The 12,681-nt window shown below is 67.0% G+C and carries 9 protein-coding genes; 1 reads left to right on the top strand and 8 read right to left on the bottom strand.

What is annotated here, in order from left to right; genetic code table 11:
- Window positions 1–40 precede the first annotated feature (40 nt).
- Complete coding sequence (locus tag LDO15_RS07635) at window positions 41–1,180, top strand: bifunctional 2-methylcitrate synthase/citrate synthase (RefSeq protein WP_223985580.1); 1,140 nt, start codon at window positions 41–43, stop codon at window positions 1,178–1,180.
- A gap of 760 nt (window positions 1,181–1,940) precedes the next feature.
- Here LDO15_RS07635 and LDO15_RS07630 read toward each other — a convergent pair.
- From LDO15_RS07630 to recN, 8 genes are all read right to left on the bottom strand, one after another.
- Window positions 1,941–3,260 carry a hypothetical protein gene (locus LDO15_RS07630; protein WP_223985576.1) on the bottom strand — a complete coding sequence of 440 codons (1,320 nt, stop codon included), beginning with the start codon at window positions 3,258–3,260 and terminating at the stop codon, window positions 1,941–1,943.
- 19 nt (window positions 3,261–3,279) lie between these two features.
- Window positions 3,280–3,789, bottom strand: coding sequence for a sigma-70 family RNA polymerase sigma factor (locus tag LDO15_RS07625; protein WP_223985571.1), 510 nt, complete (start codon window positions 3,787–3,789; stop codon window positions 3,280–3,282).
- A 68-nt stretch (window positions 3,790–3,857) separates the two neighbouring features.
- Window positions 3,858–4,346, bottom strand: a complete 489-nt coding sequence (locus LDO15_RS07620) for an 8-oxo-dGTP diphosphatase (RefSeq protein ID WP_223985569.1) — start codon at window positions 4,344–4,346, stop codon at window positions 3,858–3,860.
- A gap of 611 nt (window positions 4,347–4,957) precedes the next feature.
- On the bottom strand, window positions 4,958–6,904 hold the full coding sequence (locus tag LDO15_RS07615) for an HNH endonuclease signature motif containing protein (RefSeq protein WP_223985567.1): 1,947 nt from the start codon (window positions 6,902–6,904) through the stop codon (window positions 4,958–4,960).
- 364 nt (window positions 6,905–7,268) lie between these two features.
- A complete protein-coding gene (gene xerD, locus LDO15_RS07610; protein ID WP_223987186.1) occupies window positions 7,269–8,198 on the bottom strand; it encodes a site-specific tyrosine recombinase XerD in 930 nt (309 codons plus the stop codon).
- Between the two features lie 128 nt (window positions 8,199–8,326).
- Window positions 8,327–8,992 carry an NUDIX hydrolase gene (locus LDO15_RS07605; protein ID WP_223985565.1) on the bottom strand — a complete coding sequence of 222 codons (666 nt, stop codon included), beginning with the start codon at window positions 8,990–8,992 and terminating at the stop codon, window positions 8,327–8,329.
- Between the two features lie 27 nt (window positions 8,993–9,019).
- Entirely contained in the window at window positions 9,020–10,819 is a 1,800-nt protein-coding gene (locus LDO15_RS07600) for a CTP synthase (RefSeq protein ID WP_223985563.1), read from the bottom strand.
- Between the two features lie 123 nt (window positions 10,820–10,942).
- Window positions 10,943–12,679 carry a DNA repair protein RecN gene (recN, locus tag LDO15_RS07595; protein WP_223985561.1) on the bottom strand — a complete coding sequence of 579 codons (1,737 nt, stop codon included), beginning with the start codon at window positions 12,677–12,679 and terminating at the stop codon, window positions 10,943–10,945.
- Window positions 12,680–12,681 lie beyond the last annotated feature (2 nt).

Raw genomic sequence — 12,681 nt, 5'->3', positions numbered from 1 at the left:
CCTGCCGGTACACAGGCGTTAGGAACAAAGGAGTTTCAGCATGGCTGAACAGGACATTAAAAAGGGCCTCGCCGGCGTCGTGGTGGACTACACCGCGGTCTCAAAGGTCAACCCGGATACCAACTCGCTGCTCTACCGCGGCTACCCCGTCCAGGAGCTGGCCGCCAAGTGCAGTTTCGAGGAAGTCGCCTACCTGCTCTGGAACGGCGAACTGCCCACCGCGGAGCAGCTGGCGGAGTTTTCCGCGCGGGAACGGGCCGGCCGTGCGCTGGACCCCGTGGTCAAACAGGTGATCGACGCCCTGCCGACCACATCCCATCCCATGGATGTCTGTCGGACGGCGGCCTCCGTGATGGGGGCCCGGCACCCCCTCGAAAATGATTCCTCGCGGGAGGCCAACCTGGCCAAGGCCATTGATCTGTTCGCGGCAATGCCGGCCGTGGTGGCCTACGACCAGCGGCGCCGGCGAGGCCAGGACGTGGTGGAACCCCGCGAGGATCTGGGTTACGACGCCAACTTCCTCTGGATGACGTTCGGCGAGGAGGCCGTCCCCGAAGTAGTCGACGCTTTCAACGTCTCCATGATCTTGTACGCGGAGCACTCCTTCAATGCCTCCACGTTCACGGCACGGGTGATCACGTCCACGCTCTCGGACCTGCACTCGGCCGTGACGGGCGCCATCGGCGCCCTCAAGGGCTCGCTCCATGGCGGAGCCAACGAGGCCGTCATGCACACGTTCGACGAGATCGGCATCCGGCCGGAAGAGTCACTGGACGAGGCCCACGCCCGGGCCAAGGCCTGGATGGAAGATGCCTTGGCCCACAAGCGGAAGGTGATGGGTTTCGGCCACCGCGTCTACAAGCACGGCGACTCCCGGGTGCCCACCATGAAGGCCGCCCTGGACAAGATGATCGCGCACTACGGCCGCCCCGAACTCCTTGGCCTCTACAACGGGCTGGAAATGGCGATGGATGAGGCCAAGGCGATCAAGCCCAACCTCGATTATCCGACCGGCCCGACCTACCACCTCATGGGATTCGACACGGCGACCTTCACTCCCCTGTTCGTCGCCAGCCGCATCACGGGCTGGACTGCGCACATCATGGAGCAGCTCGAATCGAACTCACTGATCCGCCCGCTCAGCGAGTACAACGGCGTCGAGGAACGGCACTTGCCTTAGTAGCTGCCTTAGCTGCCTGCGGAACCTACGCCGGCAGCCAGAGAACGCGGGCCGGTCACCCCCAAAGGTGACCGGCCCGCGTTTTTTCTGCCTGCTTTCCGCCAGCTATTTTCTGCGTGCTTTCTCTGCCTGCGGCGGTGCGGCTAGCCTGCGCTGATTTTCAGCGAGGCGATCATGCGCTTCACGTTCACGTACTCGGGGGTCTGCATATAGGCCTTCGCCGCTTGGCACCCTTCCGGTTTCCGCTCGGTTCGGATCCGCCGGAGTTCACCTGGACGTCGTCGGTGAAGTAGTAGAACGGCGATTCGGCCGGCCCGCTCACCACGTTGTAGAACATGCAGGACTTCCCGTCCCTCCCGGCCACACTGCTCGCTGAGGTGCCCTGCCCGGCGGCCGGTGAGCCTGCACCGGACTGGGCGCCGGCTGTGGCGCCAAGCAGCAGGGCGGCGGCTACGGCCGCCACCGCAGCCTGCCTGGGCCTGAGGAGGCATTGAACGGCTTCTCGGCGTAATGCGGCGCGGTTCCCTCATGACCGAAGGCAGCCTCTCCTGTGATGTTTTTCTTGGTCGAATTCATGTCAGTCCCTCGTTGTGCTGTTGGTGCTTCAATTTTGTTTGTGCGGGCGGTTCTTGTCGGCCGCGGCCGCGTTCTTTCCGGCCAGGCCGCGTTCCACCCCGCAGGCTAGCGGCAATCGCGGTGCGTTGCTTGTCAAGCGGTGTGCAATGGTCGATCGGTCTTTTAGATGTTCTGGGTGATGGTCCTAGTTGACCTTGGTGACGGTGAGCGAGGTGATGACTGATTTCAGGTCCTTGTAGCCCTGCGTCCGGGTAAAGGCTGCCGCCTCGTCCATGGTCTGGAACTTAAAGAGGCCCCAGGCTGGGCCGCCAAGTGGACGACGGTCCGTGAAGCTGTAGGCGTTCAACGGGTCAGGTCCCCCCACCGCGAAATCAAGGACACAGCCGATCCCGGATTGTCCGGCTATGCGGTTCGTGATGCCTATACCCGCTTGGACGGGGCCGCCATCGTCTGCGGCTGAGGTCATGACGACGAAGACGAACCGAGGTGTTCCTTCTGCCGGTGCTGCAGCATCGAACGGCAATTCCGGCATGGACTGGCTGTCCAGGACCTTGTAGGGAGCGTTGTTGCGGCAGGCGCTGGTCCTCCAGTCAGTGGGGTCCCCGGAGGCCAGCTGTGCCACGACCTTGCCGGCCGAGTCTTTAAGGGCAGTCCCCGGACCGTTGGACAGGGCAATACTCTCGGACGAGTCGACCAGGCGCCACGCCGCGGGGTAGTTGAAGGCCAACGTGTAGCCGGCGGACCCGTAGGAGTAGGTCTTGATCCCTCGGGCGGCCAAACTACCGGCCTCAGGCACCCCGACGAGCGCCTCCCGGAGTCCAACGGGGATGCCCTTGTCCGCGAATTCCTTGTCCATTGACCGCTCTGCGGTCAGTCCGTCGTTGTTCAGGTTCGCTTGCCGCCAGCTGGAGATGCTGGACGAAGGGTCAGTGTTGTCGAAAACGTACGTGCCATTGACCAGCGACGCGATCCAGAACGAATCGCCGGGAGACGGTTCGGGGGCGTCGTTTGCCGCGGCGGCAACCATGCCCATCCAGCCCGCCGAACATCCGACGAGTTCAATGACGGGCCGCACTTTCTGAAACATCTCCCAATTGCTTGTGAGATTCTCTTTGGTGCACTCCCCGTGGCCAACAGCGGCCTTCGGCGTTGAGGATGCGGACGTTGAAGGCGTCGGTGTGGCCGTCGGTGTGGGAGTCGGAGTCGGCGTGGGCGTAGCAGTGCTCGAGGCTGTCCCGAGACCGGCTACCGTGCTTGCCGGCTCCGGGGCGGTGGTCAGGGAGCCCAGGTTAGTGGCGACCAGGATACCGGCGGTGACGGCCGCCGCGGCGAGGGTCAGCACACCGGCGAGCCGGGCGCGCCGGTGCTTCCGGGCGGCGAGGGAGAAGACATTGCGCGGGAGGCTGTCGCTGAACTCCCCGGGTTCGGCGAGCATCTTACTCAGGGCTGCCTCGCCGTCGGGCACGGACGGATCGTTGTGCACGGGGTCAGTTGCGGAAATCATGTTCTTGATCGGATCCATCTCAGGCACCCATCTTCTGTGTCATCGTTTCAGCACTGACCGGCATTTGCTTGCGAAAGGCGGCCCGGGCCCGGTGCAGCCGGACCTTCGCGGCGGACTCGCTGCAGTGCAGCACGCCCGCGATGTCCGCGATGCTCAGGTCATCCCAATAGGCGAGTTGGAGAATGTCCCGGTCCTTCTCCCGCAAACCGGCCATGGCGTCCTGGACCCCCACGTTGTCCGAGGCGTCGCCGAATCGGATAACGGCCTCGGAGCGCAGTTTGTCCTGCAGCGCCTGCTGCCGGTCCCGGCTCCGGTAGGCGTTCCCGATCAGGTTGCGGGCCACGGTCAGGAGCCACGCGGTGTCTGTCCGCGGTGCGCTATCCCACTTCTGCCAGACCACCCGAAACACATCCGCGGCCAGTTCCTCCGCCAGCTCGGCCGATTCCACGCGCCTCCGCACAAACCTGTAGACCAGCGGATAGCTGTCTTTATGAATGGCGATAAACCCCAATTCGCGCTCCGAAAGCACGCATCCCCCAAAGTAAGTCGTGTCCGAACTGCTGGATACCTGTATTGTTTCCGGCCGCCGGAGCGGGGTTACACGTCCCGCAAAGAATATTCCGCCGAGGCCACGGTCTCGTTGTCATCGTTCAGGGTGATGACGGCGTCCACGGCGCCATCACCCAAAGCCAACGGCAGCCAGTGTCCGGCATCCTGCCACATGCGCTCCAGCGGCAAGGCAGCGACCTGGAACCACTCCGGGATGATTTCGTGGCTCTCCACGGGGTCACCGGTCCAGCGGCGCGCCGTGAACAGGCTCGTGGACATGTTCCATTCCGGTCTGGCGGGGAAGATAAACTCGATCAGTCCGGCGACGCGGAGATCGTGCTCTTCGACCACGATTCCGGATTCCTCGAACACTTCGCGGCAGGCAGCCTCGGCGTGGGACTCCCCCGGCTCGACGTGGCCGCCCAGACCCACGATCTTTCCGACGCCGAACCCGGTCCTTTTCATGCCCAGCAGCACCTCTGTGCCGCTCTCCGCGTCACGGAGCAAGAAGCAGAGGGTGACTGGCGTGAACTTCATGAGTTCAACCATATAGCTGCCGCATAGCTGCCGCCGGATACCGAAGCTATCCGGCGGCCGATACCAAGGCCGACAAGCTGCGGCCATAGTTCGACCGGAATTCCCATTGCCGCGAATTCATTGCCCCTGGCCTGCTGCGGCGTGAGGCTTGGGCCGTTTTGCGAGATGTCATTGTTTAGCGCCTGGAACAGAAGCCTGGAACAAAAATCACTGTGATGGCCCGTTTCTGGTCATTGCGTTGCTGGTCGACGTGGCGGGGCGCACGCGACACCGCCAGCGCACAGGCTCCGGCTGTGGATCTCACTTGAGTTTGAGGGGCGGCGGGAAGTCCCTAGGCCGCGCGAGCCCGCTCTCAACAGCCACCGCTACTGGCCGAACCGCACGGAGTCACCCTTTGTGGGACCACGTGGCGGGGCGTACGCCCATCCGCTCCCGAGGACTGCATGACCGAAGAGCCGCCGACGGCCGTCACCGAATATGGCGCACCGTCCTCGTGAATCCACTCGCGGAATGGAACACCAAAATCGCGGAGGACAGCGGATCGATCATCAGCTTCGCGTTCATGGGCTCCAGCACCGGCCTCCCTCCCTGAACCCACCGCTACGAGTAAGTCAGACGCTTTGGAACTGGAAGCTTTCCGGGAAAGGACTGTCGAGGGACCCCGGCCAGCCCGGATCGCCTATGTCTGCCACATGCAACTCCACCGGCAATAGATGCTCGGCCGTGAAGTGGTGCCAGTCCGGGAAGGGATCCGGGGGCAGGTCGGAATCCGTGGGCAGGTCCAGACGGTGATGATCTCCGGGGTCCGGGAGTAGTCCCCGGTCCAGGCCGGGATCCGGGGGCAGTCCCCGGTCCAGGCCGGGATCCGGGGGCAGTCCCTGCTCCAGGTCCGGGCCGTGATGTGGTTTGGGGTCCGCGGGAAGTCCGGGGTCTAGGGGCAGTCCCAGATCCGGGCCGTTGTGCGTGGCCGGGGTGTGGTCTGGCCAGTGGGGTGGTTCCCAGTCCTGGTGTTCGGCGGGGTAGTGCCGTCCCGAGGGGGAGATCCAGCCTGGCGGGCTGGTTTTGCTGGCCCCGACGGGTTGCCAGGCCGAGGAATGTTTCAGGCGGTGGTGTTTCGGGCAGGGCTGGCCCAGGTTGGCGATGCCGGTGGTGCCGCCGTCGGCCCAGGCCAGAAGATGGTCCGCGTCGTTGTCCAGGGAATGGTTGTTACAGCCCGTGAACGTGCAGTGGCTGTCGCGGAGCCGGAGCCAGTGCCGCTGGGCCTTGGTGACCCGGTAGCTGCTCCGGCCGATTTCCAGCGGGGCCCCGTCCCGCGGGTCAACCAGGACCCGGTAGAAGGACCCGGCGCCCTCGGCGACCAGGCGCCGGGCCATCGACGGCGGGATCGGCCCGTACCCGTCCAGGACGGCCGGTTCCCCGGTGACGCCCAGCAGCGACAGCACCGGGACGGTGACCAGGACCTGCGCCCGCGGCGACGGCACACCCCCACCCACACACCCGCCGGTATTGACGCCCGCCCCGGCGATACCCGCGCCGGTGGTGGTGCCGGCCGGCCCGCAGTTGGCCATGCCGTCGCCGGTGGTCCCGGCGCCGGTGGTGCCGGTGGTGGTGAGGAGCCAGGTGGCGGTGATGTCGGCGCGGAGCTGGGCCAGGGTGCGGGCCTCGTCCGGGCCCTGGAGGGCGCGGGCGGCCGTGGTGGCCCGGTCCCAGATCCCGGCGGCGGTGTCGGCCGGGAGGTAGGCCGAGAGCCAGGCCATGCCGTCCCGGTCCGGGACGTACTCGACCCGCCGGTCCGCGGCGCTTCGGGCGTGGCGGGCCTCGATGCTGTCCCGGTGGTGGCGTTCGCGCCAGGTGCGGGCCTTGGCCCGGAACCGGGACGCCGTGAGCTCCCCGGCCGGGCAGCCCCGGGCCGGGTCCGGGGCGCCGGGGTCCAGGAAGTGCGCCTCCAGCCCGGCCGCCCCGGCCCGGTCCAGGTTCTGGGTTTCGTCGATAATGACCCGGGCGTGGGCCCAGGAGATCGTCCCGGCGCCCAGCGCGGCCAGGGTCAGCGGCAGCGCCGTGGTCAGGGCGTGGGCCTCGGCGAGCAGGGCCCCGGCGGCGCGTTCGCTCACGGTCAGGACACCCGCGACCTCGGCGACCAGCGCCATTTCCTGCACGGTGTGCTCCCGCGGGGACACCGCCGGGGCCGCCAGGGCCGTGGCCGCCCGCAGATAGTCCGCGGCCAGCCGCACCTTCAACGCCGCGGTCCGGGCCTCCAGCCGCGCCACCCCGGCCAACCCGTCCAGACACCCATCCGCCAGATCCCGCAACGGATCAGAGCCCCGCAAAGGATCAGAGCCCTGAAACGGATCAGCCTCCCGAAACGGATCGGCGTTGTGTCGCGGATCCACGGTGCACGGCCGGTCGGCGCCGGGCGGATCAGCCGGGCCGGCAACGGTTCCGAGGCCGGCACCGGCGTCCGTGAAGGCAGCCAGGCCGGCGGCAAGCGCATCAGCAGACGCGGCGACAGCCGCTAGGGCCTCCCTGCCTTCCGCACTCCACGCCGCCGTGCTATCCATGCCTCGATCATCTCGCGAGCCACCGACAATTTGATGAAGGGTCGGGTTGCGGGGTGACGCCGGTACCGAAACTGGCTGTGGCATGACTCCGGTACCGGATGACGCACGGAGTTGGGTTCAAGTTCAGCAGACGGACGTCCGGTAGAGGGACTGACGAAGCAGTTGGCTTAAGGCAGGTCGGCATCCTTCGATGATGAAATCCCCTGCCCAGCCCGCAGCTCATGGCCGCACCCGTCTCGTGCACCTGTCGAAGTCGGCGACGTCACTCTTGTGCAGAAAGTCTGCGGCGGAAATCTTCGACAACGCCAAGCATCACCGTGGCCTCCAGAGGACCAGCTGACCCTTGCACCCGGCCCACGGGTTCCTAGCCCAGGGCGCGGGGGTGCGCGGCGGCGTAGATTTCCCGCAGCGTATCGGCCGTCACCTGGGTGTAGACCTGCGTGGTGGTCACCGAAGCGTGCCCCAGCAGTTCCTGGACCACGCGGACATCGGCGCCGCCCTCCAAGAGGTGGGTCGCGAACGAGTGCCGGAGAGTGTGCGGTGAAACGTCTTTGGTGATGTTGGCCTTTTCCGCGGCCGTCTTGAGGATGGTCCAGGCGCTTTGCCGGCTAATTCGTCCGCCCCGGGCATTCAGGAACAGCGCCGGGGTTCCCTTGCCCTTGGCGGCCAGCAGGGGCCGGCCGCGGACAAGGTAGGCATCGAGGGCGCGCGCCCCATAGGATCCCAGCGGGACGAGGCGTTCCTTGGAACCCTTGCCGAACAGCCTGACGATCGCCGGGCCGTCGGTGTCGCCTGGTTCGCCGGGGGTGTGCAGGGAGATGTCGTCGACGTCCAGTCCCACGGCTTCGCTGATGCGGGCGCCGGTGGAGTAGAGGAACTCAAGCAGCGCACGGTCGCGCAGGCCGGTGGCCGTATCCGTGCCGGCGGCCTCGAGGATTCTGGTGACCTCGCCGACGCTGATGGCTTTGGGCAGCCGTTTGCCGGGCATGGGCGGGTGGACGTCGCTGGCGGGGTCGGTGGGGGTGATGCCTTCGAGTGCCCAGAACTTGTGGAGACCGCGCACCGCCACGACGGTGCGCGCCGCGGACCGGACATTGAGGGCGGATCCGCCGTCGGACCCGTCGGAGAGCGCCTGGACGAATCCGGTGACATCATGCCGGGTGACATCCGTCGGGCGCTGGCGCCCCGACCGGGCGAGGTGGCTCGCGTACCGGGCGAGGTCGCGCCGGTAGGCGGCGAGGGTGTTGGCCGCCAGTCCCCGTTCCACGCCCATGTGCTGTAAGTAGTCCGTCATGGCGCGGTCGATCGCGGTGACCGGACGTGGCGGGGTGACCGGACGAGGCGCGGTGACCGGACGAGGCGCGGTGACGGCGCCGGCCGGTGTGACTGCGCCAGGCTGTGGGGTGGCGATCAGGGCGTCGGTCATTGACGCTGGCTGGGATGGGCGGGCCAGGGCGCGTCGGCCGGGCGGAGGTTTTCGAAGTTGTCGGCCCGGGCGGCGGCGGCGGCCAGGATGCCGACGACGGCGGACGGGTTATGCAGGCGGCCGTCCAGCACCGCGTGGACGGCCTCGTCCAGCGGGGTCCAGTGCAGTTCGATTTCGGCTTCCTCGTCGGTGCGGACGTGCCGTTCGTGTCCGGGCACGTCGCTGAGGCCGCGGGCCAGGTAGATGCGGATGGCTTCGCTGGAGGATCCCGGGGAGTTGAAGAAATCGGCCAGCACGTTCCAGCGGTCCGCCACGAGGTCCGCTTCCTCGGCCAGCTCGCGGGCGGCGCCGACGACGAAGTCCTCCCCCTCGACGTCGAGCAGCCCGGCGGGGATTTCCCAGAGGTCCATGCCGACGGGGTGCCGGTACTGCCGCAGCAGCAGCACGTCGCCGGCGTCGTTCATCGGAAGAACGGCAACCGCGCCGGGATGGTCGATGTAGTCCCGGACCAAGGTGTCGCCGTCGTCGTTGAGCTGGAAACTGTCGCTGACGACGTCCCAGATCCTGCCTTCGTAGACTTTTCGGGAAGACAAAAGACGGCGCGGGCTAGGTTCATCCGAAACCTGCCGTGCAGCATTGGGGGTTTCAGACATACCGGGCATCACGCCGTCCTTTGATTCAGTTGGAAATTACCTGGACACTGCTGCGGACGAGGGCTTGGCGGCAGTGACCGGAGCCTCAGCCTTCACCGCGGCACTGTCGTTGACGCTCGCGGCGGGCACGCCGTCAGCGGCCTTCTGGTGGGCCAGGGCGGCCTTGATCAGGCCCGCGAAAAGCGGGTGCGGGCGCGTGGGCCGCGAGCTGAGCTCGGGGTGTGCCTGCGTTGCCACGTAGTACGGGTGGACGTCGCGGGGAAGTTCCACGAACTCGACCAGCTTGCCGTCGGGCGAGGTTCCGGAGAAGGTCAGTCCCTTGGCGGCGATCTGCTCGCGGTACTTGTTGTTCACCTCGTAGCGGTGCCGGTGACGTTCGCTGACGTTCGTGGTGCCGTAGGTTTCGGCAACAACCGAGCCTTCGTCGAGTTTGGCCTCGTACAGGCCCAGGCGCATGGTGCCGCCGAGGTCGCCCTTGCCGTCAACGATGTCCAGCTGCTCTTCCATCGTGGCGATAACGGGGTACTTGGAGTCCGGCTCGAACTCGGACGAGGAAGCGCCCTCGAGGCCCACCACGTTGCGGGCGTACTCGATCACCATGCACTGCAGACCCAGGCACAGGCCAAGGACTGGGAGCTTGGTTTCGCGGGCGTATTTCAGGGCGCCAAGCTTGCCTTCGAGTCCGCGGATGCCGAAGCCACCCGGAACGCAGATGGCGTCGACGCCGGCCAGGGACTGCACGGCGCCCTCGCGGGTTTCGCATTCGTCGGAGGGGACCCAGCGGATCTTGACCTTGGTGTCGTTGGCGAAACCGCCGGCACGCAAGGCCTCGGTGACGGACAGGTAGGCGTCCGGCAGGTCGATGTACTTGCCGACGAGCGCGATCTCGACCTCGTGCTTCGGGTTGTGGACCGCATCGAGGAGCTTGTCCCAGCTCGTCCAGTCCACATCCTTGAACGGCAGGTCCAGGGCGCGGACGATGTACGAATCCAGGCCCTGGGAGTGCAGGGTCTTCGGGATGTCGTAGATGCTCGGCGCGTCAGGGCAGCCGATCACTGCGTCGATGTCGACGTCGCACATGCGGCCGATCTTCTCGCGCATGGGCTGGGGCACGTCGCGGTCCGAACGGATCACGATCGCCTCAGGCTGGATGCCGATGGAGCGCAGCGCGGCAACGGAGTGCTGCGTCGGCTTGGTCTTCAGCTCCTGCGACGGGCCAATGTACGGCACGAGCGAGACGTGGAGGAAGAACACGTTGTTGCGCCCGATGTCCTGACGGACCTGGCGGGCGGATTCGAGGAACGGCTGGGACTCGATGTCGCCCACGGTGCCGCCGATTTCGGTGATGATGACGTCCGGGGCGTTCTTGCCCTCGGCGGGCAGCCGCATGCGCCGCTTGATCTCATCGGTGATGTGCGGGATGACCTGGACGGTGTCGCCGAGGTATTCGCCGCGGCGTTCCTTGGCGATGACGGTCGAGTAGACCTGTCCGGTTGTGACGTTGGCCGAGCCTTCGAGGTTTTCATCGAGGAAGCGCTCGTAGTGTCCGATGTCCAGGTCCGTTTCGGCGCCGTCGTCGGTGACGAAGACTTCGCCGTGCTGGAAGGGGTTCATCGTGCCCGGATCCACGTTGAGGTAGGGATCGAGCTTTTGCATTGTTACAGACAGACCGCGTGCGCGCAGGAGGTGGCCGAGGCTCGAAGCCGTCAGTCCCTTACCGAGCGAGGACGCTACACCACCGGTGACGAAGATGTGTTTGGTCGTCTTGGACGAGCCCGGAAACCGGGAATTTACACGAGAGTTTGATCGCTGCACCACGGGGTTTGAGCTTATCATCAATTCGGCCTTCCACGGGTTCTTTGGCGGGATCCCGATGTGATTGTTGTCTTAGCGGCGGTCCTTGGGGACGACCTTGCTGCGGCCTTTTCGGGTCCCTTGCGAGGTCTCTTGGGGTTGCGCTCAGATCTGCGGCAGGAGTTTGGCATCGTCCAGCAGTTCCTGGGCGTGGGCCTGGGCGGATTCCGAGTCCTCCTGGCCGGCGAGCATGCGGGCCAGTTCGCGGACGCGCTCGGCCTCGTCCAACAGCTGCACGTCGCTGGAGGTAAAGCCGGTGGCGGTGGCGCCGTCAGCGCCCCGGACGGAGGTCTTCGTGACCCGGATGTGCTGGTTCGCGAAGGCGGCCACCTGCGGCAGGTGGGTCACCACCAGGACCTGGACGTGCCGGGCCAGCATCGCCAGCCGGCGGCCGATCTCGACGGCGGCGCGGCCGCCCACGCCGGCGTCGACTTCGTCGAAGACGAACGTCGGGACAGGATCGACGGCGGCGAGCACCACCTCTATGGCGAGCATGACGCGTGAGAGTTCACCACCCGAGGCGCCCTTGCCAAGCGGCCGGGCGGGCGCGCCGGAGTGCGGCTGGAGCAGGAAGGAGATCTCGTCGGCCCCGAACGGTCCGAGCTGGCCCGCGGGCTCCACGTTGATGACCAGGGTGGCGTCGGCCATGGCCAGCGCCGTCAGCTCTGCACTGACCCGGGCGGAGAGGTCCTTCGCAGCTTTGGTGCGCGCCTTGCTGATCCCGGCGGCCTGCTTCTTCAGCTCGGCTTCGGCCCGGGCAACCTCGGCGTCCAGTGATTCGATCCGGGTGGAGTCGTCCTGCAGCTCTTCGTAGCGGGCCCGGGCTTCCTCGGCCCAGACCAGAACCTCGTCGATGCTCGGCGCGTACTTGCGGACCAGTTTGGCCAGCACGGCCCGGCGGTCCTCGATCTCCGCGAGCCGTTCCGGGCCCTCCGTGTCCAGGGCGGCCTGGTAGCTGGCGAGCTCGGCGGCGATGTCGTTGAGCAGGAACCCGACCTCGGCCAGGCGTGCCGCGGCTTGCCCCAGCTCCTCGTCGTGTTCGGCAACGTGCTCCAAGGTGCGTTTGGCGGCGTCCACCAGGGTGGTGGCGTCGGCCTCTTCGCCAAAGTCCTCGGCGATGAGTGCCTGGTGCGCGGTGCTGGCCGCGATCCGCAGTTCCTCGACGTTGGCCAGCTTCACTGCCTCGGCCTTGAGGGCCTCGTCCTCGCCCGGCTGCGGGTCGACGGCGTCGATCTCGGCCAGGGCGGCCTGCAGCGACTCCGCCTCGCGGAGGCGTTCCCGGGCGGCGCTGCGCAAGGCATCGAGCTCGCCCTGGCTGGCATGCCAGTGGGCGTAGAGGTCCTGGTAGGCCGCCAGTGACCCCGCGAGGCTCTCGCCCGCGAACTTGTCCAGAGCGCCGCGTTGCGCCACAGGGCTCTTGAGCCGGATCTGGTCTGATTGACCGTGCACCACCACGAGGGTTTCGCCGATTTCGGCGAGCACGCCGACCGGCGCGGCACGTCCGCCCACGTACGCACGGCTGCGCCCGTCGGCGCCGACGCTGCGGGCTAGCAGCAGTTCCGCTTCGCCGTCGAACTCTTCAACCTCCGCGCCGGCCTCGCGGGACCGCGCGACGGCGGCGTGCCCGGCGTCGAGCTTCAGCACGGCCTCCGCGGAGGCGCTCTTCGCGCCGCTGCGGACGGCGCCGGCGTCGGACCTGGCACCGAGGAGCAGGCCGACGGCGGTGACCACCATGGTCTTGCCGGCGCCGGTTTCACCGGTCACGACGCTGAGGCCCGGGCCCAGCGGCAGGACGGCGTCCGTGATGACGCCGAGATCGCGGATTCTCAGTTCTTCAAGCATGA

It is taken from the genome of Arthrobacter sp. NicSoilB8, assembly GCF_019977355.1.
In the GTDB taxonomy this organism is placed as follows: domain Bacteria; phylum Actinomycetota; class Actinomycetes; order Actinomycetales; family Micrococcaceae; genus Arthrobacter.
Note: the sequence above shows the minus strand (reverse complement) of the source record. Positions and strands in the feature narration are given on the sequence as shown.

Bases quoted from the DNA above. Each gene is read 5' to 3' on its own strand.
- LDO15_RS07635 (WP_223985580.1), top strand. From the start codon at position 41: ATGGCTGAACAGGACATTAAAAAGGGCCTCGCCGGCGTCGTGGTGGAC.
- LDO15_RS07630 (WP_223985576.1), bottom strand. From the start codon at position 3,260: ATGATTTCCGCAACTGACCCCGTGCACAACGATCCGTCCGTGCCCGAC.
- LDO15_RS07620 (WP_223985569.1), bottom strand. From the start codon at position 4,346: ATGAAGTTCACGCCAGTCACCCTCTGCTTCTTGCTCCGTGACGCGGAG.
- LDO15_RS07615 (WP_223985567.1), bottom strand. From the start codon at position 6,904: ATGGATAGCACGGCGGCGTGGAGTGCGGAAGGCAGGGAGGCCCTAGCG.
- xerD (WP_223987186.1), bottom strand. From the start codon at position 8,198: ATGACGGACTACTTACAGCACATGGGCGTGGAACGGGGACTGGCGGCC.
- LDO15_RS07605 (WP_223985565.1), bottom strand. From the start codon at position 8,992: ATGCCCGGTATGTCTGAAACCCCCAATGCTGCACGGCAGGTTTCGGAT.
- LDO15_RS07600 (WP_223985563.1), bottom strand. From the start codon at position 10,819: ATGATAAGCTCAAACCCCGTGGTGCAGCGATCAAACTCTCGTGTAAAT.
- recN (WP_223985561.1), bottom strand. From the start codon at position 12,679: ATGCTTGAAGAACTGAGAATCCGCGATCTCGGCGTCATCACGGACGCC.